The sequence below is a fragment of the Pseudoalteromonas sp. P1-9 genome, from assembly GCF_001399975.1.
Taxonomy (GTDB): domain Bacteria; phylum Pseudomonadota; class Gammaproteobacteria; order Enterobacterales; family Alteromonadaceae; genus Pseudoalteromonas.
In genome coordinates, this window is the sequence record NZ_LKBD01000028.1 from 24545 (window position 1) to 47616 (window position 23072).

The 23072-nt window shown below is 40.1% G+C and carries 18 protein-coding genes and 1 riboswitch; of the genes, 7 read left to right on the forward strand and 11 right to left on the reverse strand.

Features of this window, described 5'->3' with window-relative positions; all coding sequences use genetic code 11:
* Positions 1 to 812: 812 nt before the first annotated feature.
* A complete protein-coding gene (locus tag AN214_RS15655) occupies positions 813 to 2072 on the forward strand; it encodes a hypothetical protein (protein WP_054980582.1) in 1260 nt (419 codons plus the stop codon).
* Positions 2073 to 2616: 544 nt separating this feature from the next.
* Here AN214_RS15655 and AN214_RS15660 read toward each other — a convergent pair.
* The 5 genes from AN214_RS15660 to AN214_RS15680 form a co-directional block, all read right to left on the reverse strand.
* The gene (locus tag AN214_RS15660) at positions 2617 to 3651 is read right to left on the reverse strand and encodes a DUF2235 domain-containing protein (RefSeq protein WP_054980583.1); all 1035 of its coding nucleotides are present in this window, start codon (positions 3649 to 3651) and stop codon (positions 2617 to 2619) included.
* Between the two features lie 48 nt (positions 3652 to 3699).
* The gene (locus AN214_RS15665) at positions 3700 to 4332 is read right to left on the reverse strand and encodes a lysoplasmalogenase (protein ID WP_054980584.1); all 633 of its coding nucleotides are present in this window, start codon (positions 4330 to 4332) and stop codon (positions 3700 to 3702) included.
* 334 nt (positions 4333 to 4666) lie between these two features.
* A complete protein-coding gene (locus AN214_RS15670) occupies positions 4667 to 7465 on the reverse strand; it encodes a hypothetical protein (RefSeq protein ID WP_054980585.1) in 2799 nt (932 codons plus the stop codon).
* On the reverse strand, positions 7465 to 8016 hold the full coding sequence (locus tag AN214_RS15675) for a condensin complex protein MksE (protein ID WP_054980586.1): 552 nt from the start codon (positions 8014 to 8016) through the stop codon (positions 7465 to 7467). Before AN214_RS15675 ends, AN214_RS15670 begins: the two co-directional genes overlap by 1 nt.
* A 5-nt stretch (positions 8017 to 8021) precedes the next feature.
* Complete coding sequence (locus AN214_RS15680; protein WP_054980587.1) at positions 8022 to 9269, reverse strand: hypothetical protein; 1248 nt, start codon at positions 9267 to 9269, stop codon at positions 8022 to 8024.
* 195 nt (positions 9270 to 9464) lie between these two features.
* On the opposite strand from AN214_RS15680, the gene nhaD reads away from it, so the two are divergent.
* Both nhaD and lysC read left to right on the forward strand, forming a co-directional pair.
* Positions 9465 to 10718 (forward strand): sodium:proton antiporter NhaD, encoded by a 1254-nt coding sequence (gene nhaD, locus AN214_RS15685; protein ID WP_054980588.1) that lies wholly within the window; start codon positions 9465 to 9467, stop codon positions 10716 to 10718.
* Positions 10719 to 10801: 83 nt separating this feature from the next.
* Positions 10802 to 10975, forward strand: a riboswitch (Lysine riboswitch).
* Positions 10976 to 11105: 130 nt separating this feature from the next.
* Positions 11106 to 12392: a lysine-sensitive aspartokinase 3 gene (gene lysC, locus AN214_RS15690; RefSeq protein ID WP_235576770.1), complete on the forward strand. Its 1287-nt coding sequence runs from the start codon at positions 11106 to 11108 to the stop codon at positions 12390 to 12392.
* On the opposite strand, the gene AN214_RS15695 is transcribed toward lysC, so the two are convergent.
* Complete coding sequence (locus AN214_RS15695) at positions 12342 to 13127, reverse strand: 4'-phosphopantetheinyl transferase superfamily protein (protein WP_054980590.1); 786 nt, start codon at positions 13125 to 13127, stop codon at positions 12342 to 12344. The genes lysC and AN214_RS15695 overlap by 51 nt on opposite strands.
* A gap of 106 nt (positions 13128 to 13233) precedes the next feature.
* Between AN214_RS15695 and AN214_RS15700 the strand changes: the two genes are divergently transcribed.
* Entirely contained in the window at positions 13234 to 14556 is a 1323-nt protein-coding gene (locus AN214_RS15700) for a sodium-dependent transporter (protein ID WP_054980591.1), read from the forward strand.
* A gap of 41 nt (positions 14557 to 14597) precedes the next feature.
* Here AN214_RS15700 and AN214_RS15705 read toward each other — a convergent pair whose 3' ends face one another.
* Positions 14598 to 15587, reverse strand: a complete 990-nt coding sequence (locus AN214_RS15705; RefSeq protein WP_054980592.1) for a 2-hydroxyacid dehydrogenase — start codon at positions 15585 to 15587, stop codon at positions 14598 to 14600.
* Positions 15588 to 15680: 93 nt separating this feature from the next.
* Between AN214_RS15705 and AN214_RS15710 the strand changes: the two genes are divergently transcribed.
* On the forward strand, positions 15681 to 16565 hold the full coding sequence (locus tag AN214_RS15710; protein ID WP_054980593.1) for an NAD(P)-dependent oxidoreductase: 885 nt from the start codon (positions 15681 to 15683) through the stop codon (positions 16563 to 16565).
* A 60-nt stretch (positions 16566 to 16625) separates the two neighbouring features.
* Here the strand turns inward: AN214_RS15710 and AN214_RS15715 are convergent, their stop codons facing one another.
* From AN214_RS15715 to sbcB, 4 genes are all read right to left on the reverse strand, one after another.
* A complete protein-coding gene (locus tag AN214_RS15715; RefSeq protein WP_054980594.1) occupies positions 16626 to 17726 on the reverse strand; it encodes a methyl-accepting chemotaxis protein in 1101 nt (366 codons plus the stop codon).
* 220 nt (positions 17727 to 17946) lie between these two features.
* Entirely contained in the window at positions 17947 to 18588 is a 642-nt protein-coding gene (locus AN214_RS15720) for a nitrate- and nitrite sensing domain-containing protein (RefSeq protein WP_054980595.1), read from the reverse strand.
* A 139-nt stretch (positions 18589 to 18727) separates the two neighbouring features.
* The gene (locus tag AN214_RS15725) at positions 18728 to 18988 is read right to left on the reverse strand and encodes a Rho-binding antiterminator (RefSeq protein WP_054980596.1); all 261 of its coding nucleotides are present in this window, start codon (positions 18986 to 18988) and stop codon (positions 18728 to 18730) included.
* Between the two features lie 8 nt (positions 18989 to 18996).
* On the reverse strand, positions 18997 to 20436 hold the full coding sequence (gene sbcB, locus AN214_RS15730) for an exodeoxyribonuclease I (RefSeq protein WP_054980597.1): 1440 nt from the start codon (positions 20434 to 20436) through the stop codon (positions 18997 to 18999).
* Between the two features lie 340 nt (positions 20437 to 20776).
* Here sbcB and AN214_RS15735 point away from each other — a divergent pair, with 340 nt between their 5' ends.
* Positions 20777 to 21931, forward strand: coding sequence for a hypothetical protein (locus tag AN214_RS15735; RefSeq protein ID WP_054980598.1), 1155 nt, complete (start codon positions 20777 to 20779; stop codon positions 21929 to 21931).
* Positions 21932 to 22166: 235 nt separating this feature from the next.
* On the forward strand, positions 22167 to 23006 hold the full coding sequence (locus tag AN214_RS15740; protein WP_054980599.1) for an isopenicillin N synthase family oxygenase: 840 nt from the start codon (positions 22167 to 22169) through the stop codon (positions 23004 to 23006).
* Positions 23007 to 23072 lie beyond the last annotated feature (66 nt).

Genomic DNA, 23072 nt, shown 5'->3' on the forward strand with positions numbered 1-23072 from the left:
TGAAGATAATTTAAAAACCTGTTTTTAGTAAATCAAAGAGTGATTTTAAGTTAACAGACAAAGTGCAAGACCTGATCCTCAAGCCTTGTAATCTAAATATACGCAAACAATCTTTATAAAAATTAACTATATTTGTCGCGCTGGCGACCGCAGCCAAAAGGTGGCTAACGCCAGCCCCCCTTTGGATTCCCCCGGCGCCCCTAAATCAAACTTAATCTTCAAACAGAATTTTAATGTGAACATAAACGCCATGAATCGGCATCCATGCCTCAGCATGGCTTGCTCGACCGCTACGCTCCCTGTCTCGCATTATTCATTTAAAATCCGTTTTCAGGTTTGATTAAGGGGGAAGTTAATCTCAGCAAAAGACTTCAAGGTCGCAAATGAGCGAGGAACAGCCGTTCACAATTTGATTTCAAAAGATCATACCTATATTAACTTTTGATTTCGTTGAATACCTGAAAAGTATGTGTATTTGCACAGGTATAATAGTTAACCAATCAAAAATGTGATTTTACTTCCTATTAAATAAATTTATTAATTCTCGCTTTACCTAGCCCATAAAATTCAACTTATTGATTAATAATTAGATTTTTAAAGCTATTTCGTATTTAATAGGACACAACTGAGGGCTCGATAAGACAGGTCTCGCTTTCTTTTCGAAAATTAAATACGTTAGCGCCCTTTAAAATGTAATTTATTAATATTAATCAATTGCTTATTGTTATTTTTTATCAAATTTTAGGTGATGTCTGAAAATTACATATCCGGCATTCTCGATAATAAGCGTTATGAATTAAGGAAGTACTGAGTTGCCTGATAAAAGTGAAGAATTGAATGTTGCTTTAGGTTATCGAACACAACTTCAAGAGAAGAGCCATAAACCGGTAGAGGTGGACGATGATATTTTAAAAGGGCTACAAGAGCACCTAGATAAAGTTTTTCCAAACCCAGAACAAGATGACCAATTTAGAGTGGGTTTACTTCGCGAGTTTCTTGCTGGTAAATCAGTTGATTACAAACTTACCACCGTAGATATAAAAAAATTATTGCAAATAGAAGGTATTACAGAAAGTCATCCTTTATTTGAAATGGTAACAAATGGAGAAACAAGTGATTATGATGATTATATCACGGCTTTATTCTCCGAAAAGCATACTAAAACTCTAGTTAATGCCTGTGAAGAAATAGGATTTAAATTAAGAAGCGGGTTCTCAATTGGTGTCATTGACTCTGAAGGCTTGCAAGCTGAACAAATTCCTATCTGGATGACCGAAGCAAGTGTTATTAATATTACTCAACAACTGTTAATTACCAGTAATCGTCTTTCTAAGCTGTTGGCTAAGAGTATGTGCTTTAGGTTTAATGAAAATAGCAAATATCAACTGTCTAATGACATAAATGACTATAAGAGTAAGCTGCTTAACGACCGAACTCTTCAAAGGGAATGGAGCTTGTTTTTTGCCGATTGTGGTTACAATCCAAAGAAGCCTCCTCTTGGGAAGCGGGTAGAATTATCAAATGAGTACGATCAAAGTTGTTTTATCGATTTTTCTGACTCGATAATAAATTTCATTTTAGGTCATGAATGCGGTCACCATCTGGCAAAACACTCTATTGATGGTATAGCCTCTGTTGATAATGTTAAATCTGACGATCCTTATAAAGAAGAAAAAGAAGCAGATATGCTGGGTTGTCACTTAGCAATGCATATAGGTCACAATCCAGAAGAACCAAACTGGTTTTCTGCGATAAACTTGGGAGCTACATGTATATTAAAAGCCACTCAATTAATTGAAAAAAGCCATCATCTGTTAAAAGATGGCCATGAGAAAGTTGATCTACAAGTGAATGCTTCTCACCCACCATTTGAGACAAGAATTGAAATCATTAAGTGGTTTGTAAGCTACTATTATGAGGATGCTCCCGCATCAAAAGTTGCCATTGAAATGCATGATTTGATTTTGGATTTATTTGACTTTATTTGGCTAAATGTCTCAAGTTTTGTAAAAGGTTTACATGAAAAAGGGCATCGCCCTGAACCAGTTAATTCACAGTGGTTGCCAGAATAAATTCATAACAAGCACTTTAAACGGAACAAAAACAGTTGGCTTTTTCGCTCCGCTGCACAATCATAGCCAACAATTTTGTCCGCTTAAGTGGCGTTACGAATAACAGCTGTTGACACTGAACAGTCTTTAGAAGCCGGTATTTAGGTTCACTGCTTATCCCCCTTAATCAAACCTGAAAAGAACAATTGATGAGCAATTGCCAGCAAGGATGCTGGCAAAAGCATACTTGAGATAGGGATATCGATTGTATGCTGTTTGCGTTCATTTCAATTTTTCTTTGAAGAATTAGTTTGATTTTGGGGGCACGTTTTCTACGAAATACATCCTTGTATTTCACCCTACGGGCCAGCTTCGCTGTTCAAATTTATTCCCGATAAATTTGTGGTTCGTTCGTTTTTGTCGTGTAACAAAAATGAACAAGAGTGCGCCATGGATGGCGCAAGATACCCGCATGGAAGCAAAACCGGCTTATGGCTGTCGTCGCCAGCGCGACAAATGCTAGATTGAAGCGAAAAGGTTAAGAATTACACTCAAACCAAATACATCACAACACCGAATATTCCCTCATTCCCTCTATACCAAAAATCATCCCACTGCGTTCTCCATTGGGTAACAACAACTGAAACGGTTTATTGCGAAGCGCAATTGGTCGGTAATCGGCGATAGCTTGAAAACGTTCTACCACGCTGTAGTGTACCAACGGCATACAGTCTTCCAAGCAATCAACGCGCACCTGTCTTGGGTTTAAGGTTTTTGATGACATAAAACCAGTGCGGGCTTTTTGGTGTAGTGGACCATCAATTTGCGGGAAAATAGCAATATCGTCTGAGCCGATGGATACCTCATTTTCACTAAGTTTAGAGTAATCGACTTGATGAAGTTCAAGCACTTGTAAACCAAAGCGCTTTGCCTCTTCAAGCATATAGCTTAGGCAAATGTCGGCAAGACCATCGTGCCAAAAGCCGCCGCCAATATCTGCATGCACACCTGCAAACCACACTTCTTTTACGTTGGCACCCGGTGCCATCAGCAGGGGTTGAAAGGCAATACGGCGTTCATCTATCGCAACTAAATGCACTGCTTGTTGAATTAGCGGGCTTACACTGTTGTTTTCAAAAACCACATCGCTTGCAGGCTGAGTGTGCGCGCTTAAATCAGGCATGCCGATAGAGGCTACCGTGTCATACACACCTAAAAAGGTGATTTTTCGGCCGTGCTCGGTAAGTTTACTAGCAAAACGCCTTGCAATTGCGGCGCCGCGGCTAAAACCAAAAATAAAAATGTGGTCATCACCTGTGAGGGTGAGATAGTCATTGTAGGCTTGGTTGTAAATGCTTTCTAAATCAGCGTACTCTGGTGCAAACATGGTATTAAACACTTGGCTTAACCAATTGCCGTAGGTGCCAATGCCTGCGTAATAAAAACTTTTTTGCTGCTCAAAGGTGTGGCTTGTATTGATTAAATCACCACCGCAAAAAATATGGGTTTTTACAATATTGCTGATGCTGCTGTTGTAAAATACATCATCCACATCACTGGGTTCGTTGCAGGTGCCATCGAAGCAAAATACGGCGTTCATTTAAAACAGTCCTTGTTAATACTCGTTATTCTATAAACCCGTTCAAGGCTAATTGGTTAAGCTAAGCGCAATCATACTTTGCGCGATGTAGTAAGTCGCTAGAATCGCAGGTTGGCTCCACGCATATTCTTTAACAAAACGGCGATACGCCAAAATTGAGTCCGACACCATAAAAAACAGCGCACCAATAAAGGCGTAAAGGCTCATGTAGTGCCACGATAGCTGGAAGAAGTTGTAGCTTGTAAGCACCATTAACGTCAGTGCCGTTGCATAGGCATAAACCGGAATACGCAACTTACCTAAATGTTTATTTAAAACGGCAATGAGTATGCCCGCATAGGTTAATAAAAAGAGCAGCAGCCAACCATTAAACTCAAAGCCTGTGGTGTCGGTAAAGGCAATCACATAGGCTACATGAGCGATAAAAAACGCGATAAGCCCTTGCAAAAAGTAGTCTTTTTTCAACATTAAAAAAATGTCGCCAATAAGTGAAAAGACTAATCCGCCAAATACCCAATAGTGTACCGGTGTGAAGGTAGTGGTTTGCAAATACGCAAGGCAAATGATCAAAATGGTGGTTAGTGGCTTAAAAATATAACAGAGTGCGTCTTTTTTTAAGCTATCAAAGTAAATGTGACTGTATGCCGAAATAAAAATAAAAGGCAGAAGTGTATTAAACATAATTAACGGTTTTACAACAAAATTGTGACCAAAATACGCAAGAACTGCGAAGAACTCAACAGTTTAAAACAAAAAGCGGCACTTATTTTGTGCCGCTTTTAATTAATTTGCGCTCTGGTTAAATTAGCTTGCTGCTAAATTACTTTCAGTGTCGCTTACCTCAATCCAGTCGTTTTCATCTACCCAGTTTTTTACCTCCGCTTACAGTGCGAATTGGCACGATGTATTCGCAGCTTACTTGTGGTTTAACCGAGGCGAATATAGGTAAAAGAGAACGAAACAAAAAGCGGCACTTATTTTGTGCCGCTTTTAAATAACGTGAGCTTTGATTAAATTAGCTTGCAGCTAAATTACTTCCAGTATCGCTAACTTCAATCCAATCGTTTTCATCTACCCAGTTTTGTTTACCATCGCTTACCGTGCGAATTGGCACGATGTATTCGCAGCTTACCTGCGGCTTAACCGAGGCAAACAGCGGCACGAAACCAAAACTGTATGCGGTTTCAATAATCGCTTGTTGGTTTTGCGGGTCGATATCTGCTGCTTCATCAATGTAGATAGGAATACGGTATTTACTTTGTTCTCTATCTGCCAATAAGTAGCGAATAAATAACATGCCGCACAGCAGTTTGATGGTAATACGGGTACCGTTTGATCCAGCCGAGTCAATTTTATCAAAGGTATCTTGCTCGCCTGCGCGATTGACCACTACAAAGCGAATATCAAATAAATCACTTAAGGTTAATCCGCCATTACCCGTGGCAAGCTCAATTAAGTGATCTTTTGCGCGATTAATCTCTTTTTCATCAAACGCTTGTTGGCTTAGTAAATCGAGGGTATCGCCGTTATCAAGCTTATTTGACGTAGAGATAATGGTATCAATACTTTCAATAAGCTGTTTGCGCGGCAGTACTTCAATTTTAAAGCTCTTTAAGTTTGAAATACGGTGCTGACTAATGCCGCTATTAAAGCTGTTCATTTCACGGCGCAGACGGTCTAAATCTTCACGCAGGCCTTTAATAGTCGCGGCTACCTCGGTCAGTGCCACACGGGCTTGGCGTTCTACCGCTTGTTGTTCGTTATCAAGGTTATGATAAGCATTAATCACTTTTTGATACTTTAAGTACTCGTCGGTTTCACCATCAAATTTGGTAAGGCCTGCGTTGTAAATATGCAGGTAGGTGTTTGATACGTTAACCGCAAAATTTCTAAGCTCATGGCAGTCTTTGTTAAAGCCATGAATTAAATCGGCTAAGTTATCAAAATCAATGGTGATATCAATTGGGTAGGGCGTTGATTTACCTGAATAAAAATCAAGGGTATGGTCAATACGTTCTGATTTTACTTGCGCTAAACGGGCACTTTGGCGCGCCAGCATATCGCGGTTAGCTTTAATGATTGAACGTCTGTCGGCAATGGTGGCAACGGCGTTTTGTACTTCGCTGAGTAACCCTTCTACTTCATCTTGCTCGCTCTCAAGTTGTGAGAGTAATAACTCTTGCGCTTCAATTGATTCCAGCATAGTGGTGTATTTAGCAAATTGGCTCAGTGCGGCTTCGTGCGCCATTACCGTTTGGTAAAGGGTTTCTTTTTCCTGCTTTTTGCCTTCTAAATCAACGGCAACCTCTTTTTGCGCCAGTAATTCTTTAAGCGATGTTTCAAACGCATTAATTTGCGCTTTAATGGTTTCTTTATCATCGCCCGATTGCATTTTAAGTGCGTTTAAGCCCTTTAATGGAATATCAATGCCTGGCAATTTGGCCACATTACCTTCAATTGAGCGGGAAATTAAATCAAGCAGTTCACTAAATGCCGTTTCATCATGAATGGTGATGTCGTTTTTACCCGACGTTGCCATGGTCATAATATCGTGGTTAAGCAGGCACGAAATATCTTCTACTTCTTTCAGTGATAAGTCTTCACGCATGCGAGTAAATAAGTTGTACTCAAGGTTTTTAAGCTGCTGTTTTAAGCTCTTAATTTGCTTGGTGGCATCTTTAATGCGGAAATCAAGCGTAACAAGTGATTGCCCCTCAGCGCTGGCAAGCGTATGCGAGAGTGCATCGTATTCTTTTTTAACTTGTGAAAGCTCAGCTTTTAACTGCGCTTCGTTAACCAGCTCAAACTCATTTTTAAGGGTTGAAAATTCACTAAACCAAGCATCAAGTTGGGTGCGTTTACGTTCTATTTCACGAAGTTGACCTACATACAAACTTTGGCGCTGTTCAAACTCGATTTTTTCACTTTCAATGCCTTCTAGCTGCTCGGTAATTTCAATTAGTTTGTTGTCGTTAAAATAGCTGTAATCAATTAAGGCTTTATCAATTTTTGGCGCAAAGGCCGCAAGTTTGCCTTTTAGTGCACTTTGATGCTCTAACATGCTTTCAAGCGCAGTGATGGCTTCGCCATTTTGTTCAAGCGCTTTTAATTCTATTTTTGCACGGTTTACTTTTTCAAAGGCGCGTTGCCACACATCGTAAAAGTCCACTTTGGCGTTTGACATATGACGTTCAAACACTTTTAGCATAAAGCGTTTTACATCTTGCGCGCCAAGCTTATGTAAGTTAAGAATTCGACGGAAAATCTCTTTATAAATCGATGCGTCATGAGCATGATTTAGCGGGATCATTTTAAGGTTAAGCACACTATCAAACGGGGTTGCGCCGCCCGTCAGCAGGGCATTTAGCTCTTGTGCTTTAAGCTCATACGGGGCGTAACCTTTTTCACCTAACTCTTTAAATAGCTGGGTGTATTTTAAAATACGTTTGTTTTGAGTGTAGTCGGCTAAATCTAACTTGCCGTGGTAGCAAAAATACTGGTAGCCATAACCTGCAACTTTACCAAGGCCTGCCACACCAATTACTACTGGGCCATGGGGCAGCTCTGCTTCTAGTAGAATATACGATTGATCAGATGCAAAATAGAATTTACGGGTTTCGTCAAGGTCGTGACCGTCCCATTCGGTTAAACGTAAATCGTTAATTAGCGGAAACTGTAATGCGTTGATAACTGAGCTTTTACCTGTGTTATTTGGTGCACAAATAGAGCTACTTTTATTGAGCGGGATCACACATTTTGCGTAGCCTGCGGTATTTAATAGGGCAAGTTTGGTTAACCCATATAATTCAGTCATTACACTTGCTCCTCGTCCATGTGACTTTGAAAATTGCTAATATCGTTTAGGGCATCTAAATAGCGGTGCGCAGAGGCAAGAATACGAAAACCCAGTTCAGTTTCGCGGGCAACACCGAGTCTTACCATACGTAAAAACACATCGCGGCGCATATCGCTACCTGAAAATATTTCGAGCTGATCAAACAAGTGCTTGTTGTTTTGCACTAAGGTCATCATCAGTTCAAGGTCGATATCGCTATCGAAAAGGGCAACTAGTGGATCTTTACCGAGGTTGGCATAGTGCTCAATCAACACATAAATGGTAAGGGCAAATGAGCGGGAGATTTTACCCATATTCGGGGTGCCATCATCTACTTGCAGGTAATAAAACCCGCGGGCATCGTGAACAAGGGTTTGACCTAGCGCTGAAAAAAGCGCTTCATAGGCATCAAATTCTTGATCAAGTTGTTGAAAAAGTTGGCTGTCTTGCTCGCAAATATGGTAGCCAGACACCAGTTTTTTATTGATTGCTTTAAGTTCTGTAAGCAATGATAAATCGATTTGAGACATAAAAATTAATCCGATGAAACTGAACTTGCGAGATACGGCTTGAGCGTTAGCTGTTTATTGCCACTTTGAATGGTTACTTGCTCGCCGTGGGAAATAGCGAGCGTATTATCGCTTGCTAGTTTTTGGTAAAGGTATAATAACTCGTCAGTTTCTAGTTCATCATAGGTGGTCGTTAAGAAATCCATAATAGACGCTTTTTTGCTGCGTTTAGCTTGCGTAAAGCGTTGTTTTACTTCATTGTAATCAGGAATGTTAGGTGCTGTGTATTGATTCACCGCACTCATATCCGGTAATTCGTACTCGTCGTGCTCAAACTCCGCAAGCTCGGCCATATACGCAGTGATTTGGTTGTTAGAACCAAGCGACAATCGCTGCGCCTCTGAGCTAAAGTACGGCATAAATTCGCCAAGGATTTTATCCACCCCTTGTTTACGAATAAGCGCAAGTACTTCTGAGGTTTGTTTGGTTAGCTGGGTATTGCGGCGCAGCTCTTCGCGCAGAGGTAATAATACATCGGCACTTTTGGTGAGAGATTGCTGACCAATTAAATACATATCTAAAATACGGCTGCGCAATTGCTCAAGCTGGCGCTTTTCGTGTTTAAATTTGCCAAGGGTTGTGAAGTGAATTATCAAGTCACTCAGTGAGGCTTCAATTTGCTCAAAACAAAGCTTAAATTCGCCGCCAATATCGACCATATTGAGCATTGGTTCAATGTATTCATCAAATGCTTCAATGACCGCTTTATATCGCTTTGCCAACGTTAAATTAGAGTCGTTAGATTTAGCTTGTTCAACCAGGTTAAAAATAGCGTTTTGATTATGTTGAAATAATTTAACAATTTTACGCACGCGCTCATCCATAATGCGTGCATTTCGCTTGATTTCCATTTCGTCATCATTAAAACCGGCATGTGACAAACGTTGGTTTAAGCGTGCTAAATCTTCTACCAAAACATGAATTTCACCAACTAAGCCAAGGCTTTCTTCTTGCAATAAAAATTGCGAAAAATCGGCAATAGCACGGTTAATTTCGAGCTGTGACGATTTAGCGAGAGGTATGATGATCTCTAACTGGATCAACTTGTTAATTTGCTTAAATACCGCCTCTGAAGAGAGTTTGGGTTCTAATTTTTTTAACAAGCTTTGGGCATCTTGGAAGCTAAAATCGCTAAAATCAAAGCGTTTAATTAAGGCTTCAATCAGTGACCAATTGTCTACCAAGGTTGCTAGAATTCTTTTAGGTGGGATCATATTTATCCACGTTATCTTGATATCTATCCAAAAAGTAAATTTTTTATAAAAAAAATGTGTAAATTAACTAAAGCCGTAGTGGTTTTAGGTAATCTTCAGTGCTACACTTCGCGCCGCTCAACAGGCTTCTTATCGACCGCAGGTTGGGTGTTCGTTCAAATTTTTAACTCAACTCTAGCAGGTTAAAATAACAAGATGGTGTCAGGTGTTATTCTCGCGCTGATAGCAATCGCTTTTGTGCTGATTGTTATTGAGGACATTATCCATGTAAACAAAGCCAAAACAACGCTATTTTTTGGAACTTTGTGTTGGATTATCCTCTTTATTTCCCCTCTACATGGGCAAAGCCCAGAATCTGTTCAAAAAGAACTCGATCATAATATTTTAGAAATTGCGACCTTGTGGTTGTTTTTGATGGCAGCGATGACCTTTGTTGCTTATTTAAACTCCAAAGGGTTTATTCAAAGCTTGGTGCATAGGGTATTGCCGAGTGAAATGAGTGAGCGCAATTTAATGTATTTAATTGGCGCATTTGCATTTTTCTTCTCGTCGATTTCTGACAACATCACCGCCACATTGATATCACTTGCGGTTGTGATGTCGCTTAAGCTAGATGCTAAAAAGCTCATTAAATATGCCACGCTTATTGTATTTGCGGTGAACTCGGGTGGTGTATCGCTTATTACGGGTGATGTGACGACTTTAATGATCTTCCTTGCAGATAAAGTCACCATTGCGAACTTGTTATTATTAGTTGCCCCAGCGGCATTGTCGGTTTTTATTTTAGCCGCGATGCTCAGCATGGGCATGAAAGGCACCATTACCTTTGAAAAGGTCGAATTACGTCGTATTGAAAAAACCGACATCACCATTGCCTGTATTTTTGTTTCGACCATTATTGCCACACTGATGTTTAGTGTGTGGTACAAGATCCCACCGTTGCTGACCTTTTTATGTGGTTTGTCGATGATGTTTTTGGTGGCGCAGTTTTTAATGCGCAAAAAAGACGTAAACAAAAAAATCATCGATTATGTACGTGAAATTGAGTACGACACCTTATTGTTCTTTGTTGGTGTATTACTGCTTGTTGGCGCGATGAAAGAAATTGGCATTTTGAATCAATTTACCCACCTTTATGAAGTGCTTGCACCTGAGTATGCCAATTACTTTATGGGTATTCTATCCGCGGCCGTTGATAACGTACCGCTTACCGCAGCACTTTTAAAAGCAGACATTGTTATGGATACACGTCAGTGGTTAACCTTTACCTATGCAACCGGTGTAGGCGGTTCAATGCTGATTATCGGTTCAGCTGCGGGTATTATTGCGATGAGCAAAATTAAGGAGCTTACCTTTGTAAGTTACCTACGTATGTTTATGTATTTGATGATTGCCTACACCATTGGTTATTCATCATCGTATTTAGTTGGTTGTTTATTTCTTAATTAGTGATTGACAGCTAGACGGCTAAACGGTAAATTTCAAAAGCCTTCTTTTCAGAAGGCTTTTGTTTGTGTGCTTATTAAGTATTCAAACACAGAAGAGGTGCATTAACCAGGTAGTAGATTCGAGGGCACATTCCCGACGACGGTCTATCAGGGGGTTAACTGCCGAGGAGTGATCTGGATTTGTGGCCAGCTTGCTTCGGTTCTAGAAGTTGAATCTTCGGGACTGTCACCTGTAACAGGTGGAGAGCTTCTGGCAGAGACTATCCTGATGTAATCAATCACGTTCCTTGCCAAGTTCTCCTTATTAAGATTTAAAGGAGAGACCGTGTCTAATTCGAGTATTAATGTAGCAAAATTTGGTGGTACCAGTGTCGCAGACTATGACGCTATGGTGCGCTGTGCCGAAATTGTTATATCAAACCCAAGCACCCGTTTAGTTGCCGTAAGTGCAAGCTCTGGTGTTACCAATCATTTAGTAAGCCTTGCAAATGATGATTTAACGGACGTTGCGCGCCAAGAACATATTGACGCCGTGGTTGCCATTCAGCACAAAATTACTGAGAAACTCACATTAGATGACGACATTACCGAAGGTTTTTTAGCTACACTTGAAGCGTTTAAAACCTTTGCATTACAAAACGAATTTGATGACAAAGCAAGCGATGAACTATTAAGTTTTGGTGAGCGTTTATCATCGTATTTATTTACCCAAGTTTTACGCAGCTTAGGTGCACAATCGCTGCGCTTTGATGTACGCGAGGTGCTCGTGACCAATTCACATTTTGGTAAAGCAGAACCTAATGTTGAGCGCACTCGTGAATTAGCACAATCAAATTTATTGCCTTTATTAAGCGAAAATATTGTTGTTACCCAAGGGTTTATTGGTGCAAATAGCCAAGGTGATACAACCACGCTTGGCCGTGGTGGTTCTGATTACAGTGCAGCATTATTGGCTGAAGCGGTTGATGCAAAAGCTGTTTATATTTGGACAGACGTAGTGGGTATTTTTAGTACAGACCCTCGTTTATGTGTAAAAGCGGCGCCGATAGCCAAACTGAGCTTTGATGAGGCGGCAGAGATGGCAACCTTTGGCGCTAAAGTATTGCACCCAGCTACTATTTTACCAGCAAGTCGCAGTGGCATTAGTGTGTTTGTTGGTTCGAGCAAAGCGCCAGAGCAAGGTGGTACATGGATTGAAAAAGAAAAATCAGAACAAGCCGGTATTCGCGCGGTAACCCAGCGTAAAAATCAAATATTATTAACGGTTAAAAGCCCAGAAATGCTACTTGCTAGCGGCTTTTTAGCGCGCGTTTTTACCATTTTAGCGAAGTACAATATTTCGGTCGATTTAGTTACTACATCTGAAATCAGTGTCGCGTTAACGTTAGATAACGCGCCAAATGCATCGCGCCCGGAGCTTGATCAAGCTTGTCTTGATGAGTTAAGCGAGTTTTGTCATGTAACGGTTGAGAATAATTTAACTCTGGTGGCATTAATCGGCTCTGAAATTCAATTACGCCACGGTGAAATTAACTTAATGGGTGTATTAAGTGATTTTAATATTCGTTTAATTTGCCATGGTGCAAGTAAGCACAACCTGTGTTTCTTAGTTGAACAAACTGAATCAGATAACGTGGTGCAAGCGATTCACAGCCGTTTGCTCGAAGCCTGTTAAATCGGGTTTAAGAGAAACTTCAACAAGCGTTGGTGGCTGTTTAACAGTCATTGGCGTTGCCATACTAAAATCAAACCCATTAATTTGGCAGCTATAGGCTGCTAAATTATGTTTTGCATAACCATGATATACGTTAGGCGCAAGCAGCTGTGCAATTGGCATGGCAACAGCTTTAGCAAGGGCTTCTTTTAATGTCCAAATACGAAAAAAAGTATCGGACATAGGGTTTGCTGCTTCAATTTCTTGAATTTCATCTTGATGATAAAAGTGTTTGGCTAGTTTTAAAAAAGGGCGCTTTTGCGACATAAACTCAAGGTCGATGCCCATACGCTCTGGCTCATGTGCTAAATATACCGCAACCCAGCCTTTTGAGTGACTTATCACCAGTGAAAGTGGCAGGGTGTTGTTTTGATATTTAATCACCAAGCGCGCAGTGTGTTCATTAAAAAAGGTGGTGAGTTCAGCTGCTTCATATACAACAAATTGTTGCGCTAATTGCTTAATTAAGTAACGCGAGGCTAAGTATTCGCGTTTAGCGCTTTCTAATTTGCGCCTTTCTAAAATGCTAATTTCATGTGCGGATAATAAACTTGTGATGTTTATTTGGTCGAAATTAAGGGCTTGGCTATTGGCTATAACTAAATTAATTGGTGACTTAGGGCTTAGCACGCTAAAATGCGCGCGCTCAGGCGAGATGCCTGTGATTGGTGGTTTTTTGTTGTTAATCGTTTCCATACCCGATAGATTAGTCTTTTAGCCAAGCGCAGTATTACAATTTGCTGCAGTATATCTTGCTTGGTTACGTAAGTCGTGGTGTAGATAATAAAAATAAGAGTTCAATATGGCACAAATTAGAGATGGCTTTCAAAGTCGCTTAGGTTTTGTATTAGCGGCGGCAGGCGCCGCGGTTGGCTTAGGTAATATTTGGGGCTTCCCAACACAAGCAGCAAACCACGGTGGTGGTGCATTTTTGTTGGTTTACTTTATTGTAATTTTTTTACTGGCGTTACCTGCGCTTTTTACTGAACTCTATATTGGTCACAGTGCACAAGCGAACCCCGTAAAGGCGTTGGCTGAAGCGTGCCAATCCACGAGCAAGAAAATGGGCGCGGCAGCAGGTTATATTGGCCTTGGCGGCGCCATTGTGATGCTCAGCTTTTATAGCATTGTTGCCGGCTGGATGCTGGCATTTGCACTTGAACCAATCGCCACATTCTTTGGCCTTACCGACATTGCAAACTTCCTAAAATCAGATTCAATATTGCGCAACTTTATTTTTACGCCGTTGATGCTGATATTAACCGCCAGTATTATTTTAAAAGGAGTTAAGTCGGGTATTGAGGTGTGGTCGCGCCGATTAATGCCGGTTTTATTAGTGTTACTGCTTACGTTAATTGCCTATATTGCGACGTTAGATGGTGCGAGCGAAGGGTTTAATGCTTATTTAGTGCCTGATTTTAGTAAAGTTACTGATCCAGATTTAATTATTGCAGCAATGGGGCAAGCGTTTTTCTCGTTATCACTGGGTGTTGGCTGCATGATGATTTATGGCTCGTATCTAAAACGAGATGCTAACGTAGCAAAAATGTCGATTTCGGTTGCCATGCTTGATAGCAGCGTTGCGTTTTTAGCGGGCTTGCTGATTATTCCAGCACTTTATGTAGCACAAGCGCAGGGTGTTGAGATTATGCAAGGTGGCAAGTTGATTGGTGAAGGGCAATTAATTTTCGCTGTGTTACCTCAGCTGTTTGCTACCTTAGGTGCCTTTGGTTTAGTGGTGGCGTTTGTCTTTTTTGTATTAATGTCGATTGCATCGCTAACGTCAACAATTTCATCGACAGAAATTCCAGTATCGTTTTTAGTAGAAAACCATGGTTTTGATAGAAAGCCGGCAACTTGGCTGGTAACGATTATTGTGGGTATTTGTTCGAGTGTGATAATCGTTAATTTTGAGTGGTTGTTTGGTTTAGTGATCACCGTATTTACCCAATATCAATTGCCATTGATGGGGTTATTCTACTTTGTGGTTGTGGGGTGGCTTTGGAAACGCGGTAATCAACTGCACGAATCAAACAAACTTGGTTACAAAGTGCTAGCAAATTATATTCGTTTTATTTGCCCAATCTTAATGTTAGCGGTGTTTGCTAACGTGGCATTTAAGTAATAGGTTATTGGTATAAAAAAGCGCGTTTCAAACGCGCTTTTTTATTTAACTTCATTAGTTAATGGTAAATTGGCAATAAATTCATTCACATTGTTGAGTGTGGTCGCCACAATTTCGCTCATTGCTTCTTGTGTGAAAAAGCCTTGGTGGCCTGTGATCAGCACATTGGGAAAGGTGAGTAGACGTTGGAAAACATCATCGTCGATAATTTCACAGCTCATATCTTTAAAAAATAGTTCTGATTCTTGCTCATATACATCAAGCGCTAAATAACCTAATTTGCGTGATTTAAGTGCGCGAATACACGCAGCAGTATCAATTAACGCGCCGCGACTTGTGTTGACAAGCATTACGCCCGGTTTCATTTGCTCAAGCGCCTGTTCATTGATGATGTGCAAAGTGTCGTTGGTAAGCGGGCAGTGAAGGGCAATAATATCTGATTGTTGGTAAAGGGTTTCTAGGCTAACTGGCTTAGCTAGCTCACTTTCGGCAAATGGATCAAAATAGATCACGTTTGCACCAAATCCATTTAAAATTTTAACAAAAGCGCTGCCAATTTTACCAAGGCCAATCACACCAACCGTTTTGTTATGCAGATTAAAGCCAAGCAGTCCGTTTAAATCAAAGTTGTTTTCTTTAACGCGGTTATAGGCTTTATGAGTTTTACGAGAAAGCGTAAGAATAAGTGCTAAGCAATGCTCAGCAACCGCTTCAGGGCTGTACGCAGGCACCCGTACTACGACCATCTTGCAATGATTTGCGGCTGGAATATCCACGTTATTAAAACCTGCGCAGCGCAGGGCAATGAGTTTTATGCCAATTTCGTTAAGGGCGTTAATCACCGTTTCATTGAGCGTATCATTAACAAAGCAACATACCGCATCAAACCCCTCGGCAAGTTTTACTGAGATTTCGTTAAGTGGCTGTGTAAAATATTCAGCTGTTATATCGTTTGGCAATTGGCTGTCAAATGCGCTGATATCGTACTTTTGCGCGCTAAAAAATGCGATGCGAAATGGTGTTGTAGTCATATAGATATCCTTGGCAAAATGTAGGCCTATAATTCAATGTGTTAAATGATTATACTCAATCGCAGTTTTGTAAAGATTAAAAGTGAGTAAGTTATGTCGTTAAAAGTTGCGTTTATTGGCCTAGGTGTAATGGGTTACCCAATGGCGGGTCATCTTAAAAATGCGGGCTATGAAACATGTGTTTATAACCGCACCACTACAAAAGCGCAAAAGTGGGCCAATGAATATTTGGGTAGCTTTGCCGAAACGCCAAAAGCAGCGTCTGAAAACGCAGATTTTGTGTTTGTTTGCGTTGGCAACGACGATGACTTACGACAAGTGGTGAAAGGTGAAGATGGTATACTTGCTGGATTAAAACCGGGTGCTGTTATAGTGGATCACACTACAACCTCGGCTAAAGTTGCAAAGGAGCTAGCCGAACTTGCAAAAGCACAAGGCAATGACTTTATTGATGCACCTGTTTCTGGCGGTCAAGCCGGCGCTGAAAACGGTGTATTAACCGTAATGTGCGGCGGTGATGACGCGGTGTTTGCAAAAGTGCAGCCGGTTATGGCGGCATTTTCACAGTTTAGCCAATTACTGGGACCGGTTGGTTCAGGCCAACTTTGCAAAATGGTAAATCAAATTTGTATCGCGGGTGTGGTACAAGGGCTTGCAGAAGGCATGCATTTTGCGATGAATGCAGGGCTTGATGGTGAAAAAGTGGTTGAGACCATTGCCAAAGGCGCTGCGGGTTCGTGGCAAATGGAAAATCGTCATAAAACCATGCTTAAGGGCGAATATGAGTTTGGTTTTGCGGTTGACTGGATGCGCAAAGATTTAGGTATCGCGCTAGATGAAGCACGTAAAAATGGCTCACAACTACCCGTGACAGCAATTGTTGACCAGTTTTACAGTGAAGTACAAAATCTTGGCGGTGGCCGATATGATACTTCGAGTTTATTAGCGCGTTTAGAAGCAAGTAAAGGCAAAATCTAGCTACACATAAAACGCCGCTAATTGTTACAAAAATTGTGGCGTTTTCAGTTAACTAGCAGGTTAGGCTGTTTTATAGTGAGTAATTGAGCTTTTAAGTTGTTGATTTGATTGTGTAAGTCCTTCAATCAGTTCATTTAATTGCTCCATATCACTGGTTATGGAGTTAGATTCTTCACTAATAACACTTACTTGTTGCGTAATATGAGATGCGGCTTCCGATTGTTCTTCTGTCGACACCGATACGGACTTTAAGCGTGCCTGAATATTACTGATTTGATTATAAAGTGTGTTTATATTTTCAAGTGAGGAGTTACTGTTAGTTGAGGTGAACTTGCTCGACTCGTGTATATTTTCCATTAAGCTTTTTAACTCTTCTGCGTCATTTTTCACCAGGTCTAACACACCGCTGATTTCGCTTGTGGCATCTTTAGAGCGAATTGCAAGTTGTCTGACTTCGTCAGCGACGACAGCAAAGCCTCGACCTTGTTCACCGGCGCGGGCGGCTTCTATTGCGGCATTTAGCGCTAATAAATTGGTTTGTTCGGCAATACTATTAATGCTTTCTAATATTGATACGATTGACTGACTTTTATGATGCAAGCTCTCGGTGGAGTTAAATGCATTTTCATTTAGCTCGATTAGGGTATCGAGTGACCCTTTTGATTGCTCTGTGATAGAGCGCGTATGCTTTGACACATCGTCAAGCTGTGAAGTGCTATCCATCGACTCGTCCATTTCGTTTTTAATGCCTAACGTGGTTTGAAAAAGCTGCTCGGTTGAGCTGGCGATATTCTGTAGTGCACCATCGTTTTTAACAATTTGGTCAATAACATGACGACTGACATCCGATATTTTGTCAATGCTGCCACTCATAATATGCAGTGCGTTTGATAAGTGACCAACTAAATCTTTTTGTGAATTGAGCAACTTATCAATATCACGACTGATTGAACCGAGTTCGTCATGAGATTGATCGTTTAATCGAATGGTTAAATCGCCAGAGTTTGAAATATACGATAGGGTTTCTTTGATGTGGTTTATTTTTGAAGTAAGGCCTTTAATTACACGAATATTTGCCCATACGATGACGCTGGCAATAACTAATAATGCCAAAAGTTTACCAATTAAACCTTGGTAATAGCTGTTAATCGTAGCATGCATTTGTCTATCTATTTGTGCGGTAAATTCAGTAGCATGTTGTTTAATTTGATTAATATATTGGGTTGTTGTGGCAAACCATGTGCTTGCTTCTGGCCATGTATTTGTTGGTTTTTGGTTTAAAAAGACATCGTTTATGGTGTTGTTAATATAATCGTTATATTTGGCGATACTGCTCTCTTTAAAAAAACGAGATTGTTCTGAGGTGTCTGACAGCAGTGATTTAAAACGTCGAATATTGGCGATGTAACTTGATACCTCTTGTGCTTGTGTTGAATTTTTTTGCCGATAAAATTCCGTTGAGTTTTCCCCTTACTTGCCCTAAATGCTCTTTTAGGTGTGAATAAAAGTAAACCTGCATAAACTGCGCACGAGTTTGTGAATCATCAATTGAAACAGTAATGGCTTTTACTAAATCAAGGGCCATTAAATTAACTTCTGAGTAAAAATTAAAGGCCTCTTTACCGTTTCGGTTATCTACTTGTTGGCGAATAGCTGTGCGGTTAGCAATGTAGTTTTCAAGCCGTGTTCTCAAAAGTATTGCTTCACCAGAGAGGGTGTTCATATCGGCATTTTTTAGCGCTTGCAATGCGTTGTCGGCTTTTTTGCGTTGCGCTGTTACTTTCGTAAACTGACTTGCTGCGCCACCGGCAATAAAGCCCGCTGACAGGCCTCTTTCTACTGCGAAGTTATGCGCAACATTGTCGGCTTTCAGCGCCAATTCAAGCAGTAATTGATCGCCTTTTGCACTGTCTATGTTGTCTATATCTTCCTGGATAGAAAAACCTATGAGTAAAAAAATAAACAAACATGAAACAACTGATATTGCGATAATGGCTTTTTTGAAAGAAAGGTTGTCTAACATGCGCACTTCCTTGTTGATAAACGATATGCAGGCATATTAAATTTAGAACAAATTGTCTATTTTTCAAGCAACTAACGGTTGTTTTTATTAGCAAGTTAAAGGCTCGATCGAAACCAGAAAAATAGCATGAAAGTAGCGACTATATTAATGAAACACTGAAGTTATGGTGTTCTATGGCGTTATTGCAGGCACTCAAGATGGTGACATCGGTGAGATTAATGTTTACTAGGGTTTGGTCGCTTTGCATAAGAGAGAGAAATTCAGTGCCATTTTCATGAATAAGTGCTTTCGCGGTGCCACTGAATTGCTGTTTATTTTTTAGCGATACAACTACTTCGCTATTGCGCATACACACAATTTCAAAGTAGTCGTATAAGCCGCATGAAATAAGCTTAGCCATTTGTTTTGCTACAAGCTTTGAGCGTAGTGGTACAGGGCTTTTAATATTGCCATTTTTTTCTCATCGCTTTCATGTTCGTGCGCTAAATTTTCTAGGCTTAACATAAATTCATTGGCGTCAATTGATGGGTTATCTTCGCCATGCATGAGTTTGCTTTGGCAGTATTTTCGCCACTTTTCAAGCTCTTGGTGACTTAAGCTTTCTGGCCAGTTGCGGGCGCGATAGCGAAACAGTAATTCGCTGTATTTTGCATCGTCAAATTCCAGTTGTAAACCGGCGAGTTGGCTTGGCTCTGTGGTGCGGATAATATCAAATTTCGATTTATCACCACTTGATGCAAAACCCTGGTAAAGTGCGTAGTCGGGATTTGTAATCGGAGTTAAATGACTGTCGTCGTTAAATACTTCAACTACTTTTTCACGTAATTCTGGATGGGCGCGCAGCAACTTAAGGTTTGCTAAACACGCTTCTCTATCTATGCCTAATCGCTCTGCGTTTTCTGGTAACAGGGTTTTTGCCGGTGCGATAAATGGGCATTTATTAACGTGGACTTGCTTTAACCCAATAGGAAGTTGCTCATCTGTGAGGTTTTCACGTTTTGTATAAAGACGCTCTCGAATTTCTTCAACACTTAATTCAATTAAAGGCGTTGGATCAAGTGCTAAATTAAAACAGATAACCGCATTTTTATTTTGGTGATGAAACGCCATTGGCGCAATCCAGGTTGTGCATCCTTGGCTTGCTGGTATTTTTGAAGAGACATGTACCAGTGGCGTCATATTAAATACATCTACTAAATCCTGCGCAGCTTTTTTAAAGCGCAAATTAAAATAGTAGTGGTACATTTTTGGCAGTTTATCTTTGATGAGCTTTGCCAATGCGATGGTTGCAGTGACATCGCTTAATGCATCGTGGGCGTTGCCGTGGTCAATACCGTTGGCTGCTGTTAAATCTTCGAGTTTAAAGCTCGGAGTACCATCTTCTTTTTCGGGCCAATTGATACCTTCAGGTCTGAGTGCATAGGTTGCTCGCACTAAGTCAATAATGTCCCAGCGGCTATTTCCGTTTTGCCATTCTCTTGCGTATGGGTCGTAAAAATTGCGATAAAAAGTATAACGTGATACTTCATCATCAAAACGAATGCTGTTGTAGCCTGCAACACAGGTTTGCTCTTTGGCAAATTCTAAATGAATTTTGCTAATAAACTCTGCTTCACAGAGGCCGTGTTTCATTGCGTGCTGTGGTGTAATACCTGTCACTAGCGCTGCCATAGGGTGGGGCAGATAATCGGCCTGTGGTTTACAGTAAATGACCAGTGGTTCACCAATAATATTAAGATCAAAATCGGTTCTAATACCCGCAAATTGGCTTGGTCTATCTTTTTGTGGGGTTGCCCCCCAAGTTTCATAATCGTGCCAGTAAATTGTGGGTTGTTCTTGGTTATTCATAAAAAGCGTATTTCATTTGATTTGAAAAGTGTGTGAATTGACACAATGTCTCAATATAGCGCGAAGAATACACCTTTAAAAAGGTGGCTTATCACAAAGTAATTTTAGACTTTTCAAAGATATTTATTTAGCGCAATCATAGCATTTAACAGCGCTAATGTCCTTTGTTGTAACGAAGTATATTTTAAATCTATAGCGCTTCTTATATGAGGTTTTAGTTAAATGTAAAAGTATTAAAACACTGAATCACAACTAGGTCACACTTTCCCACAGTTACTTACTTAACCTTGCACGTCGAGCTGTATATCATTATGTTTTGCTTGAAGAAAAGGAAGGGTAGATGAAAAAATTTGGGTTGGTAACATGTATACTGGCAACTATCGTAGGTTGTAACAGTGAAAGTAGTAATAATGGCGATAAGCCGCCAACTACTTCAGGGACGGCAAGTAAAATTGATGAGACGTTTTTTCATCAAATTAAAAATGCCGGGCAGCATCAAACACCATGGCAAGGTTATCAATTTGACAAAGTGGGGATGTACTTAATTCATGCTGAGAATAAGCAAGTTAAAAATGCCTATATTGTCAATGCAAAAGAAACTATCCAAGATGCTGTCGCATTAGATAATGATTATGGTATTGACGTTAATCAGTTGAATGATATGAGTGTTACCGCTCATGACAAACTCCTCGAAGGTAATGGTCTTTTTGACTTTTATTATAAAATTAAGAACCACCAATATTATTTGCAAAGCTACAGTGAGCAGTCGGTCAATATCTCAGACATGTTAATTACCCCAGCAATTACATTGGCATATCATGAGGCATTTCATATTTATCAACACAACGCATTTAAACAACCAGCGGGTCGAGATCAACTTGATTTTGATGAATTTTGGAAATACCCACTCGATGAAGAAATGGTGACGCTCAAAGTAATGTTGTTAGCTTTAATGTCAGATTTGCCAAATAAAATGTTAAATAGTGAAGAAACATTACAATTTATTAAACAATATATTGTGCTAACGGAAGAAATGATGCGCATTGATAGTTCGCGTACAGGTGATGCGTCCACAGGTTGGGTTTACAAACATTCGTTAGGGCAAGAACTGTTTGAAGGTAGTGCACTATATGTTGATGTTATGATGTCACGAGAGGTGATAGCTTCTCATAAGAATAAACCCTTTAGTTTATTAAATCCGCTTATCCTTGATAAAGAACAATATGGCTACAAACAAATAAGTTCCAAAAAAGATAAAGAGCAATATTTTGCCTTTAACATGTTTTACGAATCGGGGGCTTCAATTATTTGGTTATTGCATCAATACGGCGTCGATCTTAAACAGCTAGAGAATGGTCATTATCCGTACTCAATAGCGAAAGAGATAGCAAATATCAGCGAGTTAGATAGTTATTATTTACTACGAGATTTGAAACAAACCGCGCTTTGGCAACAAGCAGCGCAAAGTGCTAAGCGTTATGGCAAATTTAATTAGATAGTCAGGTGAAGCATTGCTAATCACACTTGCTGTTAATGAGTAGCTGTAATTAAGTCATCATTGTAAATTGACATAAATCAATGGATGATGACTCAAAACATGTGTGCGGACATTCGTCCTTATAATCTATAATCACTTTAGTAAGAATGTGTGGTGCAAACACATCCCTTGAAATTATTTGATAAGTGTATGAGCAATAAAGGCTCTTCACTTTTTTATTTTGGTGAAACTTATGCAATTACCTACGGTTGATTATACCGCTGAAAACGCGGCTGAACAGTTTGTTGAGTCGTTAAGAAATACTGGCTTCGGTGTATTAAAAAACCATCCAATTTCGCAAGATTTGGTTGAGTCGATTTACAAAAATTGGCAAGAATTTTTCAATTCAAGCGAAAAACATGATTTTCTGTTTAGTAAAGAAACACAAGATGGTTATTTTCCTCCAGAGGTATCTGAGGTAGCGAAAGGTTTTACTATAAAAGACATTAAAGAATATTTTCATGTTTATCCAAATGGGCGTGTACCTGCGCAATTAGAAGCAGAAATTCGTGAGTACTATCGTTTAGCAAACGAATTTGCATCGACGTTACTTAGCTGGGTTCAAGAATACGCGCCAGCAGATGTTAAGGCGAAGTTTTCGATTGATTTGAAAGATATGATTTCAAATTCAGATCAAACATTATTACGTATATTACATTACCCGCCGATGACAGGTGATGAAGAGCCAGGTGCTATTCGCGCTGCGGCACACGGTGATATTAACTTGCTAACTGTGTTACCGGCAGCAAATGAACCAGGTTTACAAGTACAAGACAAAGATGGCGGTTGGTTAGACGTGCCGTGCGACTTTGGTAACTTAATCATTAATATTGGTGATATGTTGCAAGAAGCGTCGGGTGGTTATTTCCCATCGACAATTCACCGTGTAATCAACCCAACAGGTAAAGCGTCAGATAAATCACGTATTTCATTGCCGCTTTTCTTGCACCCTCGTCCAGATGTAGTGCTTTCAGAGCGTTACACAGCTGATGAGTATTTAAATGAACGTTTAAGAGAATTGGGTGTAAAATAACCTGAGCGAACACAAAAGCATATTGTGTTGAATAAACATAAAAAAAGCCCGCAACCGCGGGCTTTT